General features: G+C 51.0%; 20 protein-coding genes and 1 pseudogene. 4 read left to right on the top strand and 17 right to left on the bottom strand.

The annotated features are described in order from the left end of the window. Positions 1–13: 13 nt before the first annotated feature. From PV407_RS20875 to PV407_RS20900, 7 genes and pseudogenes are all read right to left on the bottom strand, one after another. Positions 14–1,369 (bottom strand): ABC transporter substrate-binding protein, encoded by a 1,356-nt coding sequence (locus PV407_RS20875; RefSeq protein ID WP_332091929.1) that lies wholly within the window; start codon positions 1,367–1,369, stop codon positions 14–16. A gap of 28 nt (positions 1,370–1,397) precedes the next feature. Next, the gene (locus tag PV407_RS20880) at positions 1,398–5,057 is read right to left on the bottom strand and encodes a heparinase II/III domain-containing protein (RefSeq protein WP_332091930.1); all 3,660 of its coding nucleotides are present in this window, start codon (positions 5,055–5,057) and stop codon (positions 1,398–1,400) included. Then, positions 5,041–6,558 carry a glycoside hydrolase family 28 protein gene (locus tag PV407_RS20885; protein ID WP_332091931.1) on the bottom strand — a complete coding sequence of 506 codons (1,518 nt, stop codon included), beginning with the start codon at positions 6,556–6,558 and terminating at the stop codon, positions 5,041–5,043. The genes PV407_RS20880 and PV407_RS20885 overlap by 17 nt, the downstream gene beginning before the upstream one ends. A 54-nt stretch (positions 6,559–6,612) precedes the next feature. After that, positions 6,613–7,362 carry a mandelate racemase/muconate lactonizing enzyme family protein gene (locus tag PV407_RS20890; protein ID WP_332091932.1) on the bottom strand — a complete coding sequence of 250 codons (750 nt, stop codon included), beginning with the start codon at positions 7,360–7,362 and terminating at the stop codon, positions 6,613–6,615. A 3-nt stretch (positions 7,363–7,365) separates the two neighbouring features. Then, a pseudogene (locus PV407_RS29610) lies at positions 7,366–7,827 on the bottom strand (hypothetical protein); the annotation flags it as partial. Next, positions 7,763–8,536, bottom strand: a complete 774-nt coding sequence (locus PV407_RS20895) for an SDR family NAD(P)-dependent oxidoreductase (RefSeq protein ID WP_332091933.1) — start codon at positions 8,534–8,536, stop codon at positions 7,763–7,765. The pseudogene PV407_RS29610 and the gene PV407_RS20895, both read right to left, overlap by 65 nt. Positions 8,537–8,569: 33 nt before the next feature. Beyond that, complete coding sequence (locus PV407_RS20900) at positions 8,570–9,295, bottom strand: PIG-L deacetylase family protein (RefSeq protein WP_332091934.1); 726 nt, start codon at positions 9,293–9,295, stop codon at positions 8,570–8,572. Positions 9,296–9,523: 228 nt separating this feature from the next. Here PV407_RS20900 and PV407_RS20905 point away from each other — a divergent pair, with 228 nt between their 5' ends. Continuing rightward, the gene (locus PV407_RS20905) at positions 9,524–10,201 is read left to right on the top strand and encodes a GntR family transcriptional regulator (RefSeq protein ID WP_332091935.1); all 678 of its coding nucleotides are present in this window, start codon (positions 9,524–9,526) and stop codon (positions 10,199–10,201) included. Between the two features lie 111 nt (positions 10,202–10,312). Here the strand turns inward: PV407_RS20905 and PV407_RS20910 are convergent, their stop codons facing one another. Next, a complete protein-coding gene (locus tag PV407_RS20910) occupies positions 10,313–10,666 on the bottom strand; it encodes a hypothetical protein (protein WP_332091936.1) in 354 nt (117 codons plus the stop codon). Positions 10,667–11,109: 443 nt separating this feature from the next. Further along, complete coding sequence (locus PV407_RS20915; RefSeq protein WP_332091937.1) at positions 11,110–11,916, bottom strand: nucleotidyltransferase domain-containing protein; 807 nt, start codon at positions 11,914–11,916, stop codon at positions 11,110–11,112. A 397-nt stretch (positions 11,917–12,313) separates the two neighbouring features. Here PV407_RS20915 and PV407_RS20920 point away from each other — a divergent pair, with 397 nt between their 5' ends. After that, complete coding sequence (locus PV407_RS20920) at positions 12,314–13,618, top strand: ABC transporter substrate-binding protein (protein WP_332091938.1); 1,305 nt, start codon at positions 12,314–12,316, stop codon at positions 13,616–13,618. Positions 13,619–13,688: 70 nt separating this feature from the next. Here the strand turns inward: PV407_RS20920 and PV407_RS20925 are convergent, their stop codons facing one another. From PV407_RS20925 to PV407_RS20950, 6 genes are all read right to left on the bottom strand, one after another. Then, the gene (locus PV407_RS20925; protein ID WP_332091939.1) at positions 13,689–14,117 is read right to left on the bottom strand and encodes a GNAT family N-acetyltransferase; all 429 of its coding nucleotides are present in this window, start codon (positions 14,115–14,117) and stop codon (positions 13,689–13,691) included. 29 nt (positions 14,118–14,146) lie between these two features. Further along, the gene (locus PV407_RS20930; RefSeq protein ID WP_332091940.1) at positions 14,147–14,563 is read right to left on the bottom strand and encodes a GNAT family N-acetyltransferase; all 417 of its coding nucleotides are present in this window, start codon (positions 14,561–14,563) and stop codon (positions 14,147–14,149) included. Further along, the gene (locus tag PV407_RS20935; RefSeq protein ID WP_332091941.1) at positions 14,548–15,072 is read right to left on the bottom strand and encodes a hypothetical protein; all 525 of its coding nucleotides are present in this window, start codon (positions 15,070–15,072) and stop codon (positions 14,548–14,550) included. The genes PV407_RS20930 and PV407_RS20935 overlap by 16 nt, the downstream gene beginning before the upstream one ends. Before the next feature lie 195 nt (positions 15,073–15,267). Continuing rightward, on the bottom strand, positions 15,268–15,552 hold the full coding sequence (locus PV407_RS20940; protein ID WP_332091942.1) for a hypothetical protein: 285 nt from the start codon (positions 15,550–15,552) through the stop codon (positions 15,268–15,270). Positions 15,553–15,711: 159 nt separating this feature from the next. Beyond that, positions 15,712–16,140 carry an SRPBCC domain-containing protein gene (locus tag PV407_RS20945; RefSeq protein ID WP_332091943.1) on the bottom strand — a complete coding sequence of 143 codons (429 nt, stop codon included), beginning with the start codon at positions 16,138–16,140 and terminating at the stop codon, positions 15,712–15,714. A 784-nt stretch (positions 16,141–16,924) separates the two neighbouring features. Further along, positions 16,925–17,275: a TipAS antibiotic-recognition domain-containing protein gene (locus tag PV407_RS20950; protein WP_332091944.1), complete on the bottom strand. Its 351-nt coding sequence runs from the start codon at positions 17,273–17,275 to the stop codon at positions 16,925–16,927. A 176-nt stretch (positions 17,276–17,451) separates the two neighbouring features. On the opposite strand from PV407_RS20950, the gene PV407_RS20955 reads away from it, so the two are divergent. Then, complete coding sequence (locus PV407_RS20955) at positions 17,452–18,120, top strand: TetR/AcrR family transcriptional regulator (RefSeq protein WP_332091945.1); 669 nt, start codon at positions 17,452–17,454, stop codon at positions 18,118–18,120. Between the two features lie 63 nt (positions 18,121–18,183). Here PV407_RS20955 and PV407_RS20960 read toward each other — a convergent pair whose 3' ends face one another. Both PV407_RS20960 and PV407_RS20965 read right to left on the bottom strand, forming a co-directional pair. After that, positions 18,184–18,912: a class D sortase gene (locus PV407_RS20960; protein WP_332091946.1), complete on the bottom strand. Its 729-nt coding sequence runs from the start codon at positions 18,910–18,912 to the stop codon at positions 18,184–18,186. Positions 18,913–18,951: 39 nt separating this feature from the next. After that, positions 18,952–21,717 (bottom strand): Ig-like domain-containing protein, encoded by a 2,766-nt coding sequence (locus PV407_RS20965; RefSeq protein WP_442951687.1) that lies wholly within the window; start codon positions 21,715–21,717, stop codon positions 18,952–18,954. Between the two features lie 691 nt (positions 21,718–22,408). Here PV407_RS20965 and PV407_RS20970 point away from each other — a divergent pair. Continuing rightward, positions 22,409–23,800: a spore germination protein gene (locus PV407_RS20970; protein ID WP_332091948.1), complete on the top strand. Its 1,392-nt coding sequence runs from the start codon at positions 22,409–22,411 to the stop codon at positions 23,798–23,800. The last annotated feature ends 19 nt before the right edge of the window (positions 23,801–23,819 follow it).

A 23,819-nucleotide genomic window follows, 5' to 3' on the forward strand; every position in this document is an offset into this window, starting at 1 on the left:
ATGGAATCGCCGGTTATTGATTTTTCAGCGTTTCCGCCCGTTTATTCACGTTTTCCTCAGCTTCCCTAAGTGCCGTATTCAAATCTTTGACCCCGGCAGCTGCCAATACGAATGCACGGTTGATCTCATTTTTGGCATTGATCGTATTCGGAGTTTGGACGATCGGTTCGGCGTATTGATCCGGCTGCAAAAACTTCGCATTCCTGCCCGCAAGATCTGGATTGTCCCTCCCGAACACTTCCCTTACTTTGCTATTTTTCAGAGGCGTACCGATTGCTCGTTCCGCCACAACCGACGTTTGGACTTCGTCGCTCAGAAAAGCCGAGATGGCCAGGAACGCCTCGTCCTTATGCCTGCTTGTCGAGGTTACGAACATGTTCGTCGTCCGCGGCTGCGGTCCGACTCCCGGCTTCTCCGGCATAGTCGGAAACTTTGTCACGGCCCAATTCGTCGTTCCTCCCCAAGCCGATCTTGGATAATCTTGCGACAGACCGGCCCACATCGCCACATTTTTGTCTTTGATCAAGTTCAGCACACCGGCAAAAAGCATCGAGTAGGCGTTTGTCGTCGCATTGAATCCTTTTTCATAGCCCGGAACTTGCAGGAGCGGAATGAATTTTTGCAAATATTTGTTCCATGCGTCCGTATTGAATGCCGCCTTGTACGTTTTCGGATCGTCTAGCGGGAGGGAGAGCTGGTTGTCCATGAACAGCAGCGATCCGGTAGTACCAAATCCGTAATATTGCTGGCCTCCTTCGAAACGCGTCAGTTTTTTGTTCAGCTCGATAACATCGTCCCACGTTAAGTTATCTTTCGGGTAAACGACACCGAATTTATCGAACAAGTCTTTGTTATAGTAGAAAGCATAGGAATTAAGTTCGATCGGCAATCCGGGCAGCTTGCCATCGTTCACATTTTTCAATGCGCTAAGGGCGGTAGGTTCGATCCGATTCAAATCGAAACCATGGGTTTGGAGGAGGCTCGAAATATCTGTCAGCAAGCCGAACTCCTTCATCATGACGCCCAGATCGGCCAAGCCGTGCATCAAGTCGATGTTGACTCCAGCGGCAATCAACTCTGGGAGCGTCGTGCCTTTATCGCTTTTGTACACTCTGAACGACAGATTCGGGTATTTTTTCTGGATGTATTTCCCGTACCATTCCATAAAGAAGGCTTGCGGGTCCGCCTCCGCCGTCGAGACGAAAACATTCAGTTCCACTGGACTCGGGACGGCCTCCTTCTTTACCGCCTCAGGCGTTACCTCGGACGGGTTGTCGGTAACCGACTTTCCGCAGCCTGCGGTGATCATCACGCCTGCCATCACCGGCAATACGATCTTCTTAACGAGTATACCGGGCAACCTTATCATTGTTCTTCGCTCCTTTGTTCCTCGGAATTCACAGCTTCTCATCCGTCCTCGATACTTCGATATTCGCGATGGTGAATGAATGGGCACCTCTCCATCTCTTTCCTGGAAAGTGCGTCTGCACGGATGTTCCGTCTTCGAGGATACGAAATCCCGGATCATGTTCGGCCAGCACCAGGAGGGTTTGGCCACGCAACCAACGAACATCCCCAATTTTGTAACCGCTTGCACAACAATCCGGATGAGTGACGATCACATATTTCCCGATAGCGGTAGTCGGAACCGGCGTATCCGTGATCAGGGCATCTAAGTCATCCCCTCTTGTCCGGGACAACGTCCCGTGAATGTGTCCCGTCGCCGGACCGGAACCGCTCAACTGTCGCTTTCCTTTTTGCAGTCGTGTACCACCAACCAACATCATCTCGCATATCGTCCCGTTTCTCATCCGGATCAGCCCCATTTCCCCCTGCAAGATGAGATCGCCAATTACGAGAGGTTGGGTCGGATAAAGCGGATTGCTCATGACAATGTCGATCGTTTCTCCGTATACAATCCGTACCGCCAATGCTCCTTCCGGTGCTGCGTCCGGAAGCAGTTTGTCAAAAGCCTCGATACGAGGATGTTGCATCGCTCCATAAGGTTCGAGCAGCGTGACGAACGTGCTTCGCAAATTTCGCCCCTCCTCGGCTTCCCTGCGAAAAACAAGCTTCGGCATTTCGTACTTCTCCGCTTCCAGGTTGTTGTCGTGCGGGCCTCCTCCCCCTCCCCCATAGAGGCGCGTCGAACGTAACGATGGTGAACGGCCGAGGTAAAGATGACCGTTTCCGTCCTCCGGCAGACCGGTCATCTTCAACTGCGCTTTCCGTTCACCCGAGCTCCCCCGGGTGACCAGCTTAACCATAAAGCGATTCCCCCGCAATTCGGTGTGTTTCACATTCCGGATATACATATACCCGGGATAGTGCCCCTCGGCGTTGCCGAAATCATGATAGTTCGACGGTTTCCGTACTTTCACCCCCTTCGGGAGCAAATGCGGGCCATATTCCGAAAGCGGCGACGACGTTTCGAAGGAAGCATCATGATTGGCGTCACCTTGAAGCGTATATTCGTGGCGAAAACCTCCCGACACACGAAAAAAATCGAGTACATACCCATCACCATCGTCCCCCCCGTCCAGCGGAACAAGCCACAGCTCCCGGTCGTAGCGGTCGATTTCCGGATAAGCACTCCGCTGGCTTGCCCGCATGGCCTGAAAGACGCCACCTTCCGCAACGAATCGCTCGATGCGGCCACCGTCGCGGTTCTCTGTTGGCGTAGCACTATCACGACCGTTAACCACGACCGTGTTGTGACCTATCGTCGAGACGGAAAACTGCTGGTAATTCGTATACGTGTACCCCAGATCGGGAAGCAGCTCCTGGCCTTTGGCGTAAAACGTAATGTTCAGAGGATCCCTATGATCATGGCCATGTTTTGGAGTAAACATGAGATAAAGCTGGGTCTGCTCACTGCCATTTCCGATCGCAAGCCGACCGATGCCGGCCGACGGCAGAAGGAGCGAACAGGGTTCCTTGTACGGACGCCCCGTCTGACTGGGCCATGTATCTTGAAGCGGCAGCTGTTTACCATTCGGATAGGTCAGGGCGTCATTCAGTCGCGATATTCGGTCTAGAATCGGAAACGCTAGGCTTAAATCCAATTGGTCAAAACGCTTCCCTGATCGGGCTGACACATACCCAGGCGGATCGCTGTAACCGTGCAGCATATCGAGCGCCTTCCGGATATTGGTATACACCTGGATATGGTAACTAAGCGCAATCTCTCTCCAAAATCCATCCGCCATAAACTGCGTCCGCATAAATCGGCTTATCCGCTCCACTGCCAAATGTATATAATCCGGCTTCTCGAGCACGATTCCGGCCGCAATCAGCACTCTCCAGCTATCGGGGTCCATATTGCCGTATTCGACGGGAAAGGTAAGCGCGAATTCCAGCGATGGAACAAACAGTTGCTCTATAATCGCCTTCCCCACATCTTCCCCGGCTTCACCGCTCAGTAAGCTCAATGCATTCGTCTTCTTAACTTGCCGAAACGCATGCAGCAATGGCTCGATTCGCATCAAATGAACATAATACCAATTGGACCAAATTCCGGATATAACGAAATACGGCGGTCCGGACGTAAAACTGAAAGGGGAGGAAAACTCCACTCTGCTCGTTTCCGGCACATACCCATCCTGGACTTGGGCGAACCGGTACAACAGCCGAGCCGCGCCCAGCGGATCCGTCTTACCTAAAGCTCCGATCGCGTCCATGACACGATGTATTTGTCCGAACCATAGTCGGGCTGAAAGGAAATACCGGTTTCCGTCAGCGTCTTCGTAGTAAGGGAAATTCAGTGGCTTGCCTGTGCGGCTTAACACCGTCACAACTTTTGTCTCCGGATATTTTTCGTTCGGATAGAGTGTGCCGGTCGCTTTGGCCACCAACTGCCGGCCGTCCATCGATAAATCATATAAGCCCATCACCGGCTGTAGTTCCGGTTTCTCCGGCAGACCAACCTCCGTCATTCCGGATTGCGGCGGGATCAGTTCGAGCAGGCGGTTCACCTCCTCCGAAGCGCGCGCCCATTCCACCTGCACTAGCGGTTTACAAGCCTTCGGGACGAAAATCGCTTCTCCTGCCTCGATGAGATCCGTACGGTCGAATGTGAATACGGCCAAATATCCGCCTGCCGGATCTTGATCGTAGGTCAAGATTCGCAGCTCGTATAGCCCGTTAAGGCGCGGTTCGGGATGGTGAAACGACAACAGCGGCCGTTCGTCACGTGTCAACGTTGCGGAATGGTCGAGTAACCGTCTGGCCCCGGCCGGATCGGTCCACTCCAGTTCATACCGGGCATGGGCATAGTCTGGCTTCATTTGCATCGTTACGCGCTTCTCTGTGAAGCCGACATACTGCATGTTCCATCTTTCGGGCCGAATGAGATGTCCCTGCGGAAGGCGATCGAAAAACATACCGCCCCATCTTCCCTCGTTAACGATATCCGCATACAAGTCGGGGGCTCTCGCATCCTTGACGTAGCAGCATGTGCGGATCGGAACCCAGGATACAAGTGGCTTGGTGCCGATCGGGTATATATGCACAATATTGATTCGCCATTCGTCGCCGGGAGCGACCGAACAATCGCCGAATGCCGTAAGCGGAATAGCCGCCTCGACATACAACCTTCCTACAGATTCATCGATTGCCGTTTCATAGGGAAACGCCGGAACGTCCACTCTCTGCCGCTGAACCTTTCCGTCCAAATGATTGTGCGGACTCCAATTCGTTAGCATGACATTCTTATTAATCGGCAGGTCGGCAACATAGTATCGATCCCCGGGTGCAGTCGTACAAATAATAAATTCGATACGCGTCAGTAAGGCCGCATCTTCTCGGCTAATATTTCCTCCTATGTAAAGAGCAGTCTTATCATAGGCGACCCGGTATTCCGGCCCGGCCGGATCCACTTTATGGAAGAAAGCGGTACGGAAATCATCCATCAGGTTGCTTCTTGACCAGACCTCGTCATCCAAAATCCCGTCAATAACGGGAGGCCTGACAGCATGCGGAATAATCGCCGTTTTATTCGAAATCGCAATCAATCCGATCCCTCTTTCGCGTTCCAGTGTTTTATCGATTTCGTTCAAGACTTGAGGATTGATACCGAATTGTTGACTCCGACTCGTCAGAAATAAGAGTAAAATCGTTAGTGGGACCGAGTTTAATGCGCTTCAGGTCCGTTCCTTCCACTTGCAAATAAATATCCGAATGCCCAATAGTCCGGCATCCGTCGATATACACCCGGCGCACGTCGGTCAACCGAATCGCGGGTACCCGGTTGTCGCTTCCCGCTTTGTCGGCTACAAAACCGTTGATTTCCAGCCGGTCTAAATCGAGTCCCTGCAGGGCGCTCCAACTTTCACCCTGAAGCTCGCCCAGCCAGTTAATGCGGATTTCCCGCAGCTCAATTTCCCGCGCATGTCGTAAATAGATCCCGTATGGGGCGAAATGATAGGCCGGATAGCTCGGAATCGGATCGGGGAGCCCGTGTCCATATATTTTCGGTACCGGTTTAATATCGAACTGGCAATCCGTGATCCTAATACCGTCTATGACATCGCCAGGTTTCCCGGAAACGGTGCAAACCCCGTTCGCTTCTGCGATTAAGTGGCTAATCGTAACGTTCCGAATGGTGCCCTGATCAGCCATCAAAAAGATCGGAACGCCCGGCAGTCTCATCCTCAAGGTTATATTCGATACGGTTACATGTTCGATCGTCCCGTTTTTCGCAACGAGATTAAGCGCTCCCGCGGCATTATGTACTGTACAGTTGGATATCGCCACATGGCGGACGGTTTCACCTCCTGCAGCGGCCGTACCATCGTGCCAAGGATCGATGCCGGTAAATAAGCGACACATATTGTTCAAGCTCGTAAACGTGCAGTTCGTAATCGTGATATGCTCCGCCGGACCGTGGCCGTCACCATCGATCGCTATGGAGTCGTCCCCAGTATGAAAATCGCTGTCGGAAATCCGCACATGCCGACAGGAGCTTAGATGAAACCCGTCCGTGTTCGGTCCGTGAAAATGATGTTGCACGGAAACGCCCTGGATGCGGAGGCGTTCGCACTCGATCATCCAGCCCGCGTAAACGGGTGACCGTTCGAACGTAATCGTCTCGACCGTCACATCCCAGCACTGCTCGAAGAGGAGCATCATCGGCCGCCAAGTTTTCGGCTTAAAGTGGACAAACATGGATTTACCGATATCGTTTTCGGCATACTCGAGCGGGGTCCAAAACTTTTCGTCTTGCCCATCCAGCCTGCCTTTCCCGGAGATCGTCACATGACGTAAGTGTTTACCGTAAATCATCGCCGGATAAGAAACGCCCGAAAATTTCCCTTCGTACTGAGTTGGGAATAAATAGTCCTCGCGATCGTCTGACAGCCGTAATACCGCCCCGGAGTCAAGATGCAGGTTGACGTGGTCCCGCATGACGATTGTGCCGACTATGTATACGCCACTCGGTACGACTACGGTACCTCCCCCTGCTTCGCCACAAGTATCGATCGCCCGCTGGATCGCCTGCGTATCTTTGTTCGAGCCATCCCCTGATGCCCCGAACAACCGAACATTATAACCGCTCATACGCCGATACTCCTTTGGATGGGAATTGGTTATCTCCAGTGCACAGGGGGACGATTATCCGACCCGGTATGCATGCAGTACCTTCTCATCGATTTCGATGCCAAGCCCCGGTCGGTCGACCGGCACAGTCACGTACCCGTCCTTGAACTCGATTGGAGAGGCGACTAGATCGCGGGCCAGCGGCGAGTCGGACACCGTATATTCGATCATCGGCGCATTCGGCACCGCGGCCGCAAAATGCGTGCTGGCCGCTACGAGAATGCCGGTTTTAAACGCATGGGGAACGATCGTTTTGTGCCGGTCGTAAGCTAGCGTAGCGATTTTTCGCCCTTCCGTTAATCCTCCGGCCCGGGCCAAATCCGGCTGAATGATATCCAGATTCGCTTCGTCCATCAAGCGCTGGAACGCTTTTCTGCCGCTTTCCTGCTCCCCTCCGGCGATCGACACGGACGTGCGTGCGGCCAATTCGCGGTAACCGGCGAAATTGTCCGGATGGAGCGGTTCCTCCAGCCAAAAGACGTTATATTTGGCATAGATGTCTGCCATCCGCAAGGCGCCCTTCAGATCCCAAGCCAAACCGGCATCGATCATAATATCGATATCGTCGCCGACAGCCGATCGAATCGCCCGGATTTGCGCTTCGTCGAACCGTGCGTCGCGACCGATCGGCCCCCATCCGAACTTCATTGCCTTATAACCGCGCTTGGCGAACTTTTCTCCCAGCAGCGCCGCTTCTTGAACCGTTTCCGGCATCAGCGTGCTGGCATACGCTTTAAGCCGGCTGCGGAATACGCCGCCTAGCATTTCGCATACCGGCCGCCGCGTCGCTTGACTTACAATATCCCATAAGGCTATGTCTACCCCACTGATGGCATGCAGAGCCGGGCCGGTTCTTCCGAAGTAAATTGTTCCCTCGTACATGCGATGCCAGAGCCGCTCGATTTCGAACGGGTTTTCGCCAATCAATATATTCCGCAAGCCGGTGGCGATCAAATGCGAGGCAGGCGCTTCAACGACAGCCTTGGCAACCGGCGGCGATGAATCGACCTCGCCTACGCCAACTATCCCTTCGTCCGTATGAACACGGATGACCAACGTATCTTGCGTGCCGTCGCATTGAGCGGCGTCTACCTCCGGAATTTTTATATAAATCGCTTCCACTTCAATAATTTTCATCGCTCCGACCACTCCCTGTATGTATCGCTTAGAATGTAACTGACAATCCCCCGTCGACCGGTACAATCGCACCTTGAATATAAGAAGCCGCATCGGATGCCAGGAAAGCGACGACGTCCGCCACTTCCTCCGCTCGGCCTGCCCGGGCAAGCGGGATTTTGCGCTGGTTGACATAATATTCGGCGAACGCCGCCGTTTCCAGCTCATTAATATCATTAACGATCGATAGACCGGCATCGATAAAACCCGGCGCGACAGCATTGACGCGAATGCCATGCGGGGCGAGCTCCACAGCCGAGCATCGCGTCAGTTGCTCGAGCGCTCCTTTGGCCGCATTATAGTGGCTCGATCGGTTCAAAGCCCTAGTGCCGTTGATCGAGGAAATGTTGACGAAAGTCCCCCCTCTCCCGCCGGCGATCATCGCTTGGGCTGCATATTTGGTGCAAAAATAAGCACCATCCGCGATCACTTCAAAGACATGCCGCCAACGTTCCGTTGCTTCAGTAAGCAGATCGCTCTCATAAAATATTGCTGCATTATTGACGAGCACATCCAGTCTCCCGCAGCGGTCCATAACGGTATCGATCATCCTCTGAACTTCCGCTTCGCGGGAAACGTCGGTCTGTATAAACAATGCGTTTAGGCCCATCTCCCCCAGCCTTTTCATGGCGGCCTCACCGTCCGATAGGTTGATTCCCGCAATGACGACATTTGCTTGCTCCGCAGCGAAAAGCTTTGCGCAAGCTAGACCAATTCCTGAAGCTCCTCCGGTTATGACAATGGTCCTACCCGAAAATCGCATCGATGCTTCTCTTCCTTTCCTAGGACGTGAACGTTAGCGACTTGCAATACCATGGGGAAGCAGACTCCCAGCCGCATTTCGCGGATACGCCTTTGCCCTTACGAAGCCTTCGGCATAACGTACACCGCATTGCAAACCGCGGAAACGGGACCATATTTCGATCATTTCGAGCGCACTCGAGTCGTACTGGTCCTTGAGCCAGCTCCCGGTTTGGCTCGCGTGGGCGGAAAGCATCCGTCGCTTCTTTTCGAACATATGGGTAATATCGACATACTCTTCCGGTTGAAAGCCGATGCCGGCCATGCTATCCATGAAATAAACAACTGGGATTCGATTGATCGGCGGATGAGGGGTCACGATGTTTGGTACCGTTGTCATAATGGCTACATCGTTTGCGATACGCCCAGTCACCGTATGGTCGGGATTGTACAGATCATCCGGCCAATGGGTTAGCACGACATCGGCTTGGGAACGCCGCATTGCATCAATGAAGGCGAGCCTCGTTTCCTCGGTATCGAACAGAAATTCGTCGCGAAACCCCATCCAGATCAATTCCGCTCCGATGACCGCCGCCGCCTCCAACGCCTCGGCCCGCCGAATGTCGGCAATTTCCGTTTTCGGTAACGTGGAAGAGCCAACTTCCCCATTGGTAGCGATTGCAATCGTTACATGGGCTCCGCTCTCCGCGTACCTCGCCAGCGTCCCTCCGCATAAAATCTCCGCATCGTCCGGGTGGGCACAAATCGTGAGTACGTTCATGGCCTCTTCCCTCTCCATTTAAGGTGGCATCAATTTTTCCGTTTTTCACCATTAGTTTATTTTAAAAACAATCGATTGTCAACAATTATTTCAAGAAAATTAAATCAATCAATTGTTGACAATCAATTGATGAAAGTTGATCTTGCTCAATGATTTCATTTTGGGCTATACTGTTTACGAAACATACCGGTAGCGAATCCCATTTTTATACATATTGGAGCGATATAAATGTCCTTTCAATTTAAAAGCCAAGCCAACTCCTCTCTACGACACCGAGTGGCTAAAGAAATCCGTGACGCCATAGTAAGCGGGGAATTGAAAGCCGGAGATAAACTGAAAGAGCTCGATATCGCGGGGCAGATGGGCGTTAGTCGCGGTCCAGTCCGCGAAGCGCTGCGCGATTTGGAAGCGATGGGGCTTGTCAGCAACCATCCATACCGCGAGACGGTTGTAGCCGATGTAAATAAAACAGAAATAACCGAGCTCCTTATCCCAATCCGACTTCAGCTCGAACTTTACTCGATCCGTACGAAGCTTGCGGAAATGGACGGGGCGTTCTTCGATAATTTACGGGGTACGATCGAGCTGATGAAAAAGGCTGCCGCCAATAGCGATATCTCCACTCTTGTCGAAGAAGACATTCACTTCCACGAATCGATCATCTTATTCAAGGAAACTTCCTTCCCCAAGCAAATCTGGTACGGCATCGTAAACCGACTCCGTATCCATTTTATTAAGAACACGAAACATTTCCCTGACCTGAGCCGTGTTCCGGAAGACCATGAACAGCTGATAGAAGCGCTGTTTAGCCAGAATCTTAAGCAAATTGAGGAAGTATGGATTCGCCATATTAGCCACCATGATTCATTGCTCTGCTTCGACGACATCGATGATTCCCGTTCCTAAAATAGAGTAAGGGCTGATAAAATCAGCCCTTACTCAACTATCGCAAGCATACTAAAATCACTTATGCACCGCTTGTTCCGTTCAATCTTTCTGCGTTTATCGAATGGCATTTCAGGGGGCACCGATCCGGACGGCTCGGGGATATGACTTTGCAAAAAACAAGAAAACGACTGCCGTCCCCCATGTATGGGTATGCAAGCCGTCTTTTTCTTCAGTACTGTTCCCTTCGTCATCCAGCGAAAACCTGCCGTCGCCATCGTCCTTACTTGCTTTTCTCTCGATGACGCGCACGGCTTCCTCCTTATGCTCGCTTGTCCGGGAAACCATCATTTCATGCAGGTCGACCGGAGGAGCTACATGCGGCTTTTCTTTGTAGCTGGGGAATTCGGCGAGGTTCCACCGGAAGCCTTGACTGGATGCCTGCTTCAGGAGCGGAAACAAGTTGATCGTGCCGACCATGGCCAACGTCCGGTCCTCCGTAAAAGCTTTCGCATAAGACGGCGATTTCTCGTTGGGGAATGTCTTCGAACGATCTCCCTCCTCCAAGACGGCGAGGCGGGATTTCCATTCTTAATTGGTAAGCGTTTTCAAATTTGATTTTAGAAGGGCGCCCCTATGGACGAGTACGGACCGCGGGGCTTTTGCTGGCGATCATCCGCGCGTGCTCGATGGAGCGGAATACGGCTGGCAGGTCGAAGCGATGCCGCTTGCCGATATCGTTCCGCTTCTTGCAAACGCTTGCGTAGACGGCGCCGGCTCGGTTCGTGCACCTTGCTCAATCCCGGGGATTTTCCTGTAACGGTGCCGAATACCCTTAGCGTAACAGGTAATAAGTTAATTGTTTTAACAACCGGCAGCACCACCGTGGCGCAATAAGCCAATAGAGCAAACATTTTAGCTGTTCACAATCACAGCTTTGCTTTTAAGTATGTACCAACTATGTCAAGAAATCGACGTACGGAAGGGGCTATTTCCTGCGGAACATCTACGCCACGCGCTTTAACGGAAAGCAATAATCCCTCTGAAATGTCGATTAATTGATTCAAAAATCTTAATTTTACCTCAGGGCTTTCATATGATTCCCAGAGAAAGACGGGGGTTTCTGCACCAAAACGATCACATAAATCTTTTACCGATTTTATAATTTCGGTTGGCGTTTCTTTCTCCCACGGTGATCGAGCAAAGTATTTTGCTAAGCGGGGAATGGAATACCAGGACGCATTGATATACAATTCGTCAATCTCCAGTTCGGTTCGCTCGGGAATCGGTTGGGGGAACTCCCAACCCGTCGGTTGACCGGAGGGAGGGATCCCGACTCTGTCAAATAGAACCTTCGTATCTGACGGGATCTTAGCTCGTGACTGTTTCTGCCAATACCAGTCCACAATGTGCGCTCCGGTTGGGGTATCATATACAACTGATAAAAAGGCTCCCTCCGGAGGAGCGTTTTGTGGTGCGCTGATCGTGACCATCGCTGTATCCGGGATTGTTACAAATTGTTTTTGGGCAGAGGCTACCTCTTCAAAATGATTGTCAGCAATCACTACAAATATATCGATATCACTTAAATAGTCTGCTATACCGCTTCCTAAAGAGCCAAACAACCAAGCAGCCACAACACGTTGATCCTGTTCCAATGATTGAAGGATAGACTGCAACAATTCATCTCTCGATCTCTTGTGAGACTCAAATATCGGATCAAATACTTTAGCCATGATCTCCTCCATCATTGTTACTTAACATGAGTTTACTTAGTGTCAACTGTAGTTGATAGATAAACAATAGATTAAATTGAAATTTACTGCCCGTTAGCCCCCCATGCCTTGCCGGGCACCGGGCATCGCTCGTAGAACCGCTGAGCAAATCATTGCCGAAATTGGAACCGACATCGGTTCTAGTTTTTAGCTGAAATCAAGGGACGAAGTTCATTTAGGGCAATCTTCAATCCAATTATTACTTTTTGCTTGATTCCGGCTCATGTTCTGCCGGAAAACCAATTCCTTACAATCTTAATAATGACTCAACATTCCGCGCACATTCCAAAAACAATCTAAAGCTATGATGGTAGATAGGGTTGATACAGAATAAAAGGAAGAAGGAGACATGCCAAGCATGAACGACAAAGCGAAAGCGGGTCTGGTCGTCGCCCTTACATGCATTGCTGCGGGGTGCTCGTCGTCCGATCCTCAAGCCTCGGAAGTTTCCGCCGAAAAAGCGGCGGTCAAGCCTCCGGAACCCGTTACCATTAAATTGTATCCGGGCCAATGGATTACCGACGCCGATATGGAACTAATGATCAACGGGCCTTTGAAGAAAAAATATCCCCATATTACGGTCGAACGGCTGAACCGGGACAAAAACCCGCTGGCCGAACACGTTGCCCGCGGCGACGAAGTGGATTTGATCACCTCCTGGAACGGCAGCATGTCGCAAAATATGGATTTGAAAATATACGAAGATTTGACTCCGCTTGCGAAACCTCTCAATTTCCCGTTCGACAGATTCGACGCGCAAGCCTTGGACACCGTCAGAGCGATTTCCGACGACGGCAAGCTGTACGGTCTGCCTTACAACCGGCAGTTTAACGCGCTGTACTACAACAAGGACATTTTCGACAAATTCGGGGTCCCGTACCCGAAGGACGGCATGACGTGGGACGAGACGATCGAGCTGGCGAAGCGGGTGACGCGTCAGGAGGGCGGAGTCGATTACCGCGGACTCGATCCCGAAAATATTACCCGGATGGGCTATCAGCTGTCGCTCGTGCAGGTTGACGCGAAAACGAATACAAGCGATATCATGAACCATTTCAATACGTACCAAAAGCTGTTCGAGACCGGCAACCGAATTTATTCGATCCCCGGCAACAAACCGGCGAAATGGGGCTACAGCGCTTACGACGCCTTCATCAAGGACCGAACGGTCGCCATGGCCGCCAACGTCAACTTTTTCCCGTATTTGGCCGAAGCGCCCGATTTTACAAATTGGGATATCGTCCAATATCCGAGCTATCCGGATAAGCCGAACGTGTACGGCATGTTCGATATGCATATAATCGGCATCAGCAATACGAGCAAGCATAAAGAAGACGCCATGAAAGTGCTGGAGGTCCTTTTCTCCGACGAAGTGCAAATAATCGCCACGAAGCAGACCGGCCGGATTTCCCTGTTGAGCGATACGAAATTCCAACAGGCTTTCGGCGCGGACATGCCGATTCTGAAAGGGAAAAACATCCAAAGCATCTTCAAAAGCAAGCCCGCCCCGGCGCCGCGTCTCTCGAAACACTATGGAAACGGCGGCACCAACGTGCGGAACAAATTCAACGACTACGTGGACGGCAAAATTGACCTGAACACCGCCATTCGAGAGGCGGACGAGTTGACCAACGCTTATATCAAAGCGCAGGAAGGAAAGTAACGGCCCTTCGAAGCGAATTGCCGGTCCCCGGGAGCGATCCCGGGGATTTTGCTGTCCTTTGGCTATTTTCCTAGAGAATCTCTTTCATGAAATAATAATGCTTACTCCCGATCGGAGCATCTTCAAGTATTGCAACTTCTTGATAACCGTTTTTGCGGTAAAAATCCGGCGCTTGGAAACTGAATGTATTCAGTTTTATAAACGTGCAGTTTTGTTGTTTGGCGATGGTTTCGATCTGATTCAGCAGGCGGGTTCCATACCCCATTCCTCTTAACGATTCGTCTACCCATAAAATATCAATTTCGATCCAGTTCCAGCAGAGGACGGCCAATACTCCGCCAACTACCAGCCCATCCTCATCCTTAACGGCCAGATTTATTTCTTCATAGCGGGATTTCAAATAGTCGGGAACATGCATGGCATTAAACTCGATCAATCTTTTTCTAATATACTCGCTTTCTTCTTTTGTTCCGAAAGAAATAACCTTATCCGAAGACATAAAGACCCCTCCCGTTTGGGTAAATCCAATCAACATTCGCATGCTTTACACCATACGAACATGCTGCCGAGCTTTTGAAATCCTGCTTTGTAATAAACACGCAGCGCATCGTCAGGTTCAGGGTCCAAGGTCCATAAACCGCCATGATTAATATAAAGTTTAGAAAGACCCCGTTCCTTCAATCGGTGCATGACCTCATACAGTAAGTTCGTGGCCAGTCCCATTCTTCGGTGGCTTACCGAGGTTCCAAACGGTTCAATGATGGCAATGTTATTTTCCATATCGTGCCAAATATTCGCAAAACTTACGACCCGATTTTCTTCATCCACCACGACTAAGTCCAGCTCCTTCTTGTATGTCGGGCTGTTCATCAGACGCATGTATATATCCGTAGTAGGCGCAGTAAGACCGGCCGAGCCGCCCATGACGGTTACCTTTTGTTCCAAATCGCCGGTTTCGAGCGGTCGAACCTTAACCCATTCGGAAATTGCGGCATTGGGATCGAAGAGTCAAGATGAATCACGCCGGAGTACATATACCAGGTATGTTTGGTGTATCCTTTTGCTTCCAATATACCTACCCGTCCCCTATCTTCCTCATAGGCCCAAACGTATACTTCATTCCCGGTTCGGTCCTCTAATAGAGAAGGTGCGCAATACTGTTGCTCGGCCCAGTCAAATATTTCCCCTTCGTAATAGGCATAATCAGATCCTGTAACGCAGTAGAGGATCCGATAATGTCCTGGCCAGATAGCCCCTATGACTGTGCCGTCATTGATTTTCTCACAAATCGTTACTTTTTCATGAAAACGATCATCAAAAGAACGGATATAATCCAGATCTCCCAAACTAGGATAAAATCGCTTGTTCGGATCCGCAAATTTTTTGACAATTAGCGCTCGAATCGCTAAATCATCCTCTTCGCCTGAATAATGCCGAAAGCGTAATGTTTTCATTTTTCTCCCCCCAATCTCTCAAATCAATTTTCGGACGGTAACGACTTTGATGAATGCTTAACGCAGCTTCTGTATAATTTTACCTTGTCGGCATGTCGAATCGAGCGGAAAAATTTATTGCATTTTAATTATCCTGCCCAATAGCTCAATAGGCTGCCTAATCCTGGCAGCCATCGTTAAGAGCTTAGTTTGCTTTTATCGAGCAGCACGATTTTTCCGGTAACAAACCAAAATTGCGATCAGGAGCCAAACGGCAGCCCCCATCATAAACGGTACAAGTCTAAAGCTATAATTAATCACATCGTCGATTCCAAGAAGCATTTTAAAAAGAAACTGAATATTTGAAAGCAAGTTCGCATAGATTTGGTAACTGCCCTCGGTTACTCCCTTTTTCCATCCTAAATCGTCAACGAACCAAGCGAGAATTGTTAGTAAGGTATAAAAAGATAAAGAACAAATGCTCCATTTCAAATATCTCATCTATAAACTCCTTTGCTGAGGTTAAGCTGGCGGGGGAGGAAACCTAGCAAGTTATGTTTCTACAAACGACCCCCGGATGCGCTGCCTCCGCGCATGTTCGGCCCCTTTAAAAGCCCCGCTTCATTGGTGAAGGTCGGATCGGGCAAGCTTTTTGGCTGATTATTCGATATACTCGGCGAGGTTCTCCAGACTGGACCTCAAACCGACATCGTGGTCTTCCTTCCGTATACCTTCGGGAACGTTCTCGCAAACGATAGTAACCGCGGTGCCCTCCGGAACGGCCGCAAAGGTCCATGTCATGATCATCTCTCCCGCAAAAGCGGGGTCGTCGGACTGGAACTCTACTGACTGTACGATTCGCTCATCCGGGACAAGCTCCAAAAATTTCCCATTGACGATGTCGGTATGTTCCGAGGTTTTACCTTTCGTTGCATGATCCGAAGAAATCAGAGACTCCGGATCCACGAATGCGTTATATATATTTTGCGGCGATGCCTTGATGACTCTCGAAGCGGAATCGGTTCTCTTCTTGCCCGATGCATTTGTTATGCTCCAAGTCTCCTTTTGTGGGTGCAACATCCCCATCATTTTTAACTAATGTCAACATACTAGCACACCTATGGAGTTCCGATTTCTTTTGGATTGCTTTTTCGTTTGAAGGCCTCATCCGGATGGTATTATAGTATTGGGGAGCCGAAAAGATCTCTTTCTCATCATAGGAGGAGTCCGGAATGTATGTAGCCGATAGATGGGTCGAAGCTTTTCTTGAAAAAGCGGGATATGTTGGGGTTGTAGGCATTTTGTTTTGCATGTTATTCGTACTTCTTCTCGTGGCATTACTCGGGGCAGTTCTAACTAACAGAGCCTCCGACAAAAACATCGAATGTTCGGAAAACAAAAAAAGATCCGGCTAAATTAACGATTACGCCGTTCAACCATTCCGTCCGAAAGCGCAGCAGGCTGCCGATCCGTAGGGCAGCCCCGCCTTCCTAATCGAATATTGAACTATCCTTCGTTCCTCCTTGCATAAAACGTAAACGTTTATTCGTTCCCTTTTGAAATGAATATGGATTTAAAAACTACATCCTTTCGTCCATCGATTTTATTGTAGTCGATCACTTTATAACAAAATCCTACATAAACGGATGTACCGCCATCCTTGTATAAATGCGTACGAAAAGCAAAAATGGGCGGCGAATCGTGAAGGGCTCGGCTATAATCAACTAAACATATAGAAATCGGAATAAGAATCACTAGAAATACAACTGTAAATTTTCTCTTGTTCATTCATTTCTCCTGTAAATTTACGCGGCGACAAACCTCAATCCAGACGGAATGTCCTTACCGATGGAAACAAGCGGCCCGCCGACCATTACCTAATGTAAGACTTAGCTTTCTCAATGTATCTATAGATGTTCAAATCCATTCCGTGCTCTTTCTCATCGGGGTTTTCAACGTGAAATCGTTCAACGGTTCTTTCGATCTCAGGATCCCGTTCATTAAACAAAGCCTGACTTTCATCTAATCGTTTAGCCAAGGCTACCATCTCTTCATTTTCGGGAGGGATTCCGTTTTCAAATCCTTCGATCAGTTTGGAGACGACTTCATTCGACTCGCTTCTCAATCTTTTAAATGGCTCCAGGCCCAATTGTTTCTTTACTTGTTCGATTCGCTTACTCAGTCTTTCCTGTTGCTCCGGCGTAAAGTATTCCCATACTCCCATGTCCGTCTCTCCTCCAATCCAAAGGTAGCCTTTGTTGAATAACCCGAGGTATGATTGTATACTAAAAAAAATTACGGACCTATTCAATCATTGAAATGATCCCGATCTGTCGCATAATCGATATCTCCGATAAAAACTGTCGATTTTCTCAACAATTTAATCAGGAGTGAATCGGTATGACCGAGAAAATGGACCGTCGAAAGGCAAGAACAAGAGCATTACTGCACAAAGCTCTTGTAGAGGTACTGGAGGAAAAAGGGGCAACCCGCATTACCGTCAGCGACATTGTGGAGAAAGCGGAGTTAAACCGCAGCACCTTCTATTTGCACTATACAGATGCAATCGATTTACTCGAACGGGTGAAAGCTGACATCTGGACGGGCTTGACAGAGAGAATGAAGAACCTTAATCCTTACAACTATCTGTCCTACGCTGTCAGAAATGAGCCTGATCCCGCATTGGTGAAGGTGATCGAATATTACGGCGAGCACGCTGATTTCTTCAAGGTGATCCTTGGCCCAAACGGAGATCCTGCTTTTGCAGCTCGAATCAAGGATTTTTTGAAAGACCATCACCTCTCCAAAATCCTCGATAGCCGACCGGATTTGGCCGATACGATAGTCCCGAAAGACTATATGATTGCTTACTTCGCTGCCTCCAATCTCAGCATTGTTCTGAATTGGATCGAAACCGGAATGCAGCAAACTCCCCGAACCATAGCACTTATGATCACCAGTATCCTGAGCAGCGGGATGAACCAATTGTACGGCATTTCCCCTACAATGCGATCTGAACCAGTCGTAGAACGTTTTTCGTCTCCCTTATCGCATGGTCCGACAACATAAAGACCTCCGTCCGTAAGTAAATAGGCGGAGGTTAATGTCGTTTTCGGCGCTGGCTGGCCCGCTTTAGTCATCATGCGATGCAGGTTGTATGGATTCATCGTCCTCAACCGGATACGCGTACAAAATATAACGTTCGGGCGCATCCCCCACATAACGAAACGGGTAACAGGTCGTCACAACCAACGCCTCCTTCCCCATCGAACGAATGACCGTCGTATCGTCTTTATCCACGATATCCGTGCTTTTGATTTCATATTCGAACGTGCCGTACGGCAGCTTGACGACAAATCGATCCCCTATCTCGAGCTTGTCGAAGTTTCGAAAAACGGTATCGCGATGTCCGGACAGTACGATTTGCTCGCCGTCCGAAGGAAATACGCTTGCGCTGTAGTGGCCGACTCCTTTTTTCAGCATCTCCTCGTCCGTACCTTCAATTATAGGAAGATCGGCTTTCAGCTTCGGGATTTGCAGCACGCCGATCACATCGTTCGGTTTCGGGTTAAACGTTTCCCGATCGATAAGAGGCTCAGGGGCAGGCATGGTTTCGGCCGTGTGTGCCGGGGGAGTTTGTGGCTCCTCTTCGGACAGTTCCTCTTCGCGCGACGTATGAATCAAAGCGTTCGCTTCCGCCATCGCCTTGTTGATGCTCGTTCGATGATCCACATATTGCATAACGGCTAAAGACAGAACGATCGTACCCGATATCGCCAGAACGGCGCCGAGGATCTTTCGCATGGTATCCCCTCCGTTTCCACATCCGGCATCCTCGCGGTTTAGAGGAAAAGCAAACACATTGCTCCGAGGAGAACGTGCTTGCTTTTCCGTCAGCCATCAAGCTTTGCGTTTTCTTCCCAGAAGAACCAAGCCCGCGAACAAAGCGGCCAATCCTGCAATACCCAAGTTGTAAAAATGGACGGCCGTATTCGGCAATCGGTTCAGCGGCTTCTCCGGATCCGGTTTCTTGGTCGACGTTTCGACGCCGTGCTGTGCGGAAGGCGTTTCCGTCTCCGTATTTGTCGGCGTCGTGCCGGTTCCGGCATCTGTAGACGGCGTTCCGCTTCCTCCGCCTGTCGAAGGCGTTCCGCTTCCTCCGCCCGTCGACGGTGTTCCGTTTCCTCCGCCTGTTGAAGGCGTTCCGCTCCCGCCTCCCGTCGAAGGCGTCCCACTTCCGCCTCCTGTAGAAGGCGTTTCACTTCCGCCGCCCGTCGACGGCGTTCCGCTTCCTCCGCCTGTCGACGGTTCATTCGGCGTTACGGGGTCAGGGTTCGTACCCGGATCGGGATCCGTTCCAGGATCGGTTCCAGGGTCGGTTCCCGGTTCCGTGCCCGGATCCGTCACATTGATCGTGACTTTCGTCGTGATCGAACCGCCCCGGCCGTCGCTCACCGTTACCGTGAAGCTGTCCGTCCCGACATAGCCCGGGTTCGGCACATACGTCCACGTCCCGTCCGGGTTCACCGTAACCGTTCCATGCTGCGGGTCGCTGCCTTTCGTGTACGTCAACGGATCGCCGTCCGGATCCGTTCCGTACACACTGCCGGTCACCGATGTATCTTTCGGCGCCGTTACGCTCACATCCCTAGCGGTTGGCGGCTGGTTCGGCTTTTCCGTCACATTGACCGTCACCGTCGTCGTTACGGTGCCGCCCTTCCCGTCACTGACGATGACCGTGAAGCTGTCCGTCCCGACATAATTCGGATCGGGCACATACGTCCACGTCCCGTCCGGGTTTACCGTCACCGTACCGTGCTGCGGATCGCTGCCTTTCGTATACGTCAGCGGGTCGCCGTCCGGATCCGTTCCGTATACGCTGCCGGTCACCGACGTATTTTTCGGCGTCGTGGCGTTGGAGGACGACGGCACCGTCGGAGCTTCGTTCGGCTTCTCCGTCACCTGGACCGTCACCGTCGAGGTCACGGTGCCGCCCCGGCCGTCGCTTACCGTTACCGTAAAGCTGTCCGTGCCGACATAGCCCGGATTCGGCACATAGCTCCACGTGCCGTCCGGGTTCACCGTCACTTTTCCGTGCTGCGGATCGCTGCCTTTCGTGTACGTCAGCGGATCCCCGTTCGGGTCCGTTCCGTACACGCTGCCGGTGACCGGCATATGGTTCGGCGTCGTGGCGCTATAGTTCGGCACCGTCGGCGCTTCATTCGGCTTGTCCGTCACTTGGACCTTGATCGTCGATGTCGTGACGCCGCCCTTCCCGTCGCTGACCGTTACCGTGAATAGATCCGGACCGACGTAGCCCGGATTCGGCACATACGTCCACTTGCCGTCCGAACCCAACGTGACCGTCCCGTATTCCGGATTGCTTTCGATCATATACGTCAGCTTGTCGCCGGTATTCGGGTCGGTTCCATACACGCTGCCGGTTACCGATGCGTCCTGCTGCGTCGTCACGCTATAGTTCGGCGCCGTCGGCGGTTCGTTCGGCGGCTCCGTCACCTGGACCGTCACCGTCGACGTCGTCGTTCCGCCCTTCCCGTCGCTGACCGTTACCGTGAAGCTGTCCGTACCGGTATACCCCGGATTCGGCACATACGTCCACGTCCCGTCCGGGTTCACCGTCACCATGCCGTACTGCGGATCGCTTCCTTTGGCAAACGTCAGCGGATCCCCATTCGGATCGGCTCCATACACGCTGCCGGTTACCGACTCCGTGTTCCACGTCGACTCTTCGAAGTTCGGTACTATTGGCGGCACGTTCACCCCGGACTCCACTACGCCCGATTCCCGAACTTCTTTTAGTCCGGCGAGCAAATTATCGTACTGGACGGCCGCTTTATTGGCTACATTCGTCGTTCCGGTTCCCGGAACCACTTTCACCCGGAATTGGACCGTCGTCCCCCCGGGCAGCTCGTCGGTATTCGGGATTCTTCCGCCCTGGGTCTGATTGGCCCCTACTCCCAGGCGAACGACAACCCGATTATCCGCGGCCACAAATTCCCCATAATCGTCTCCGGCGGCATCGGTCAAGGCTCCGCTGTTCGGTCCGGATACGATTTGAAGCGATCCCGGAACATATTCGGTTCCGGCAGGGATGTTGTCCGTCAACAGCGCTTGATCCGCTACGTCGCCTCCTTCGTTCTTAAACGTAACCGAATAGGTCAGGATACTCCCCTCTTGAACGCCGCTCGTCGGGGAAACGGTCTTGCTGACAACGCCGCAAGGCTCCGTTCCTAGGAAGATGTCGTCTAAGACATTTCCCGCATCTGGAGCTCCAGTAGACGATGAAACTGCCTCAAACCCAAATCGCGTAACGGTCTGACCGTCGGGAACCGTATAGGTACCTGAATAAGATTTCCATCCATCTTTATCCGTTGTGATAGTCCGAACAGTTGGTAAGCTTTGTGGCGCAATGTTGTTCGAGCCAATTTTTACAGCCATTGTGTCCGGACCACGTAAACCTCTGTGGGCTAAACGCCAATAAATCGTTTGTCCAGGTGTCGTTTCAACGTCTTGGTATAATTGTGCAAATTCGGTTGAATTTAATTCAGCAAACTGTTCGCCATGGGCAGGGTCAAATGCCCACGCCAATTGACCATGTCCAGGCGGTAATTCTTCCCTAGCCTCAGCCGCTAAACTTTTGTTCATAATGTCGAGATTACCGGTAGAATCAGTTGTTTGCCATCCCGGGACAAATGCTTCGTTAGCTTGAAACCATGCGTAACTTTCATTCCATCTTACAGTTCTAGGATTACTTGGTGAATACGGCGGTTCTTCAAAACTGCCGTTTATGAGCGTTACCCGTCCTTGACATACATTGGAGCCTTGCTCGGCCGCTTGCACAGCCCGCATCCCCATGTTCGTAAACGGGAGGGCCGGCAATAAGCCGGTTACCACAAGTCCTGCCGCGGTTAAGGCCGCAACTTGTTTCTTAAGCCACCGCACTATTTTTCTCGCCTCCTCCTTCTCAATCTCCAAATCTAAAAATTGGCGCCGTATCCAGTCTCGTTTTTCCATCACCTCTTTTTTTGCCATCGTTTGACAAATTTCTGCGCAATAAGCGAAATCCCTTTATAAATGGATTGAAATAATCCATTAAAACCAATTATTTGAAACTAATGAACTAGAAATAAACCTGTAAATAGTACAAACAATCTAACAGGATGAAAAATGTTACAATTTCCGATTTTCGTGACCGCATTTTGCATCAAGCTCTCCTCTATCGTGCCTTGTTGCATAGTCTCCGGAAGAGCTGCCCATACGGTCCTCAGCGTATAAAAGCAGACGGGATTGGTAAAAGTAACCTTACTAAATGATGGTTTGGTTGGTGTCGTGCTGGATGATTAACGAAATGCAAGCCTTATTGCAAGGGCGTTCGGATATTGTCGTGCAAATTGTGGAATCGAACGGTTTGCGCTGCCATATTCAATATTTGAGCGGAGCCGTCAATGTAGAGATGCTTCAAAGACATGTGCTCGGCCCGATGTGCAGCGCCCCCGATATTGGAAACAGTATCGAATGGCTTCACAAAGTTTTTATCGAGCGGAGCTTCTTCTCTACCCCTTATCGGATTACGGGGGATGTAACCAAAGCCATGCACGCCTTATTAGCCGGCCAAGTGGTCTTAACCGCGGAAGGATCCGGGCAGGCGATCTGTTTTCCGTTTGCCAAGCAAGCCAAGCGGGCCATTGAGCCCCCGCAAAACGAAAAAAGTATCCGAGGGCCAAAAGATGCATTTGTCGAAGATTTAGAAACTAATTTATCCTTGATTCGTCAGCGCATACAGTCCCCCGATTTGAAAGTGGAGCACTATACGGTCGGCAGCCATACCGGCACGGAAGTTCTCATCATGTACATGCAAGGCCTTTGTAAACCGCAGCTGATTGATGATATCCGCCAAAAGATGAATCAAATGAATACGGATCGTATCATCGGCTCAAACGATTTGGAGGAAGCCTGGGACGAAAATCGGTTTTCTCCATTTCCGAATATCCAAAATACGGAACGGCCGGATGTGGCCGCAGCCGCCTTGCTCGAGGGCCGCATGGCGGTTATCGTCGCCGGCACGCCCAATTCCCTGCTGATTCCGGCGCCTTTGGTCGTATTTTTGCAAGCGGCCGAAGATTATTATCAAAGGTATTTTTTTTCGACCTGGATTCGCTGGATCCGGTATTTATTTTTGTTCGTCAGCATGGTGCTGCCTTCGACTTACGTTGCCATCACCACGTTTCACCCGGAGATGATTCCGGCCAGCTTGCTCATCTCGATCGCGGCCAGCCGGGATATCGTACCGTTTCCGGCTGTTCTCGAAGCGTTCATGATGGAACTGACCTTTGAGGTACTGCGAGAAGCAGGTCAACGCATTCCGTCGTACATCGGCCAGACGATTTCGATCGTAGGAGCTCTCGTCATCGGAGAAGCGGCCGTCCAGGCCGGTATCGTCTCGGCTCCAATGGTTATTATCGTATCGCTGACGGGCATCTCCTCCTTTATCATTCCGAATTTTTCGCTGAATCTGGCTGTCCGCTTCATGCGGTTTATGCTGCTTTTGCTTGCCGGCGTTTTCGGGCTTTTGGGGGTCTTGATGGGGATTATTGCGATCTATATCCATCTATTGTCCATCCGTTCGTTCGGAACGCCGTATTTATCGCCCGTGATCCCGCTGAAGCCCCGAGGCTTGGATGACGTCTTGGCGAGATTTCCGTGGCCGAAATTGAAGCGCGGGTCATAACTGTGGTCGAATATCGGTG

This window comes from Paenibacillus sp. GYB003, from assembly GCF_036577625.1.
Classification (GTDB): domain Bacteria; phylum Bacillota; class Bacilli; order Paenibacillales; family NBRC-103111; genus Paenibacillus_AB.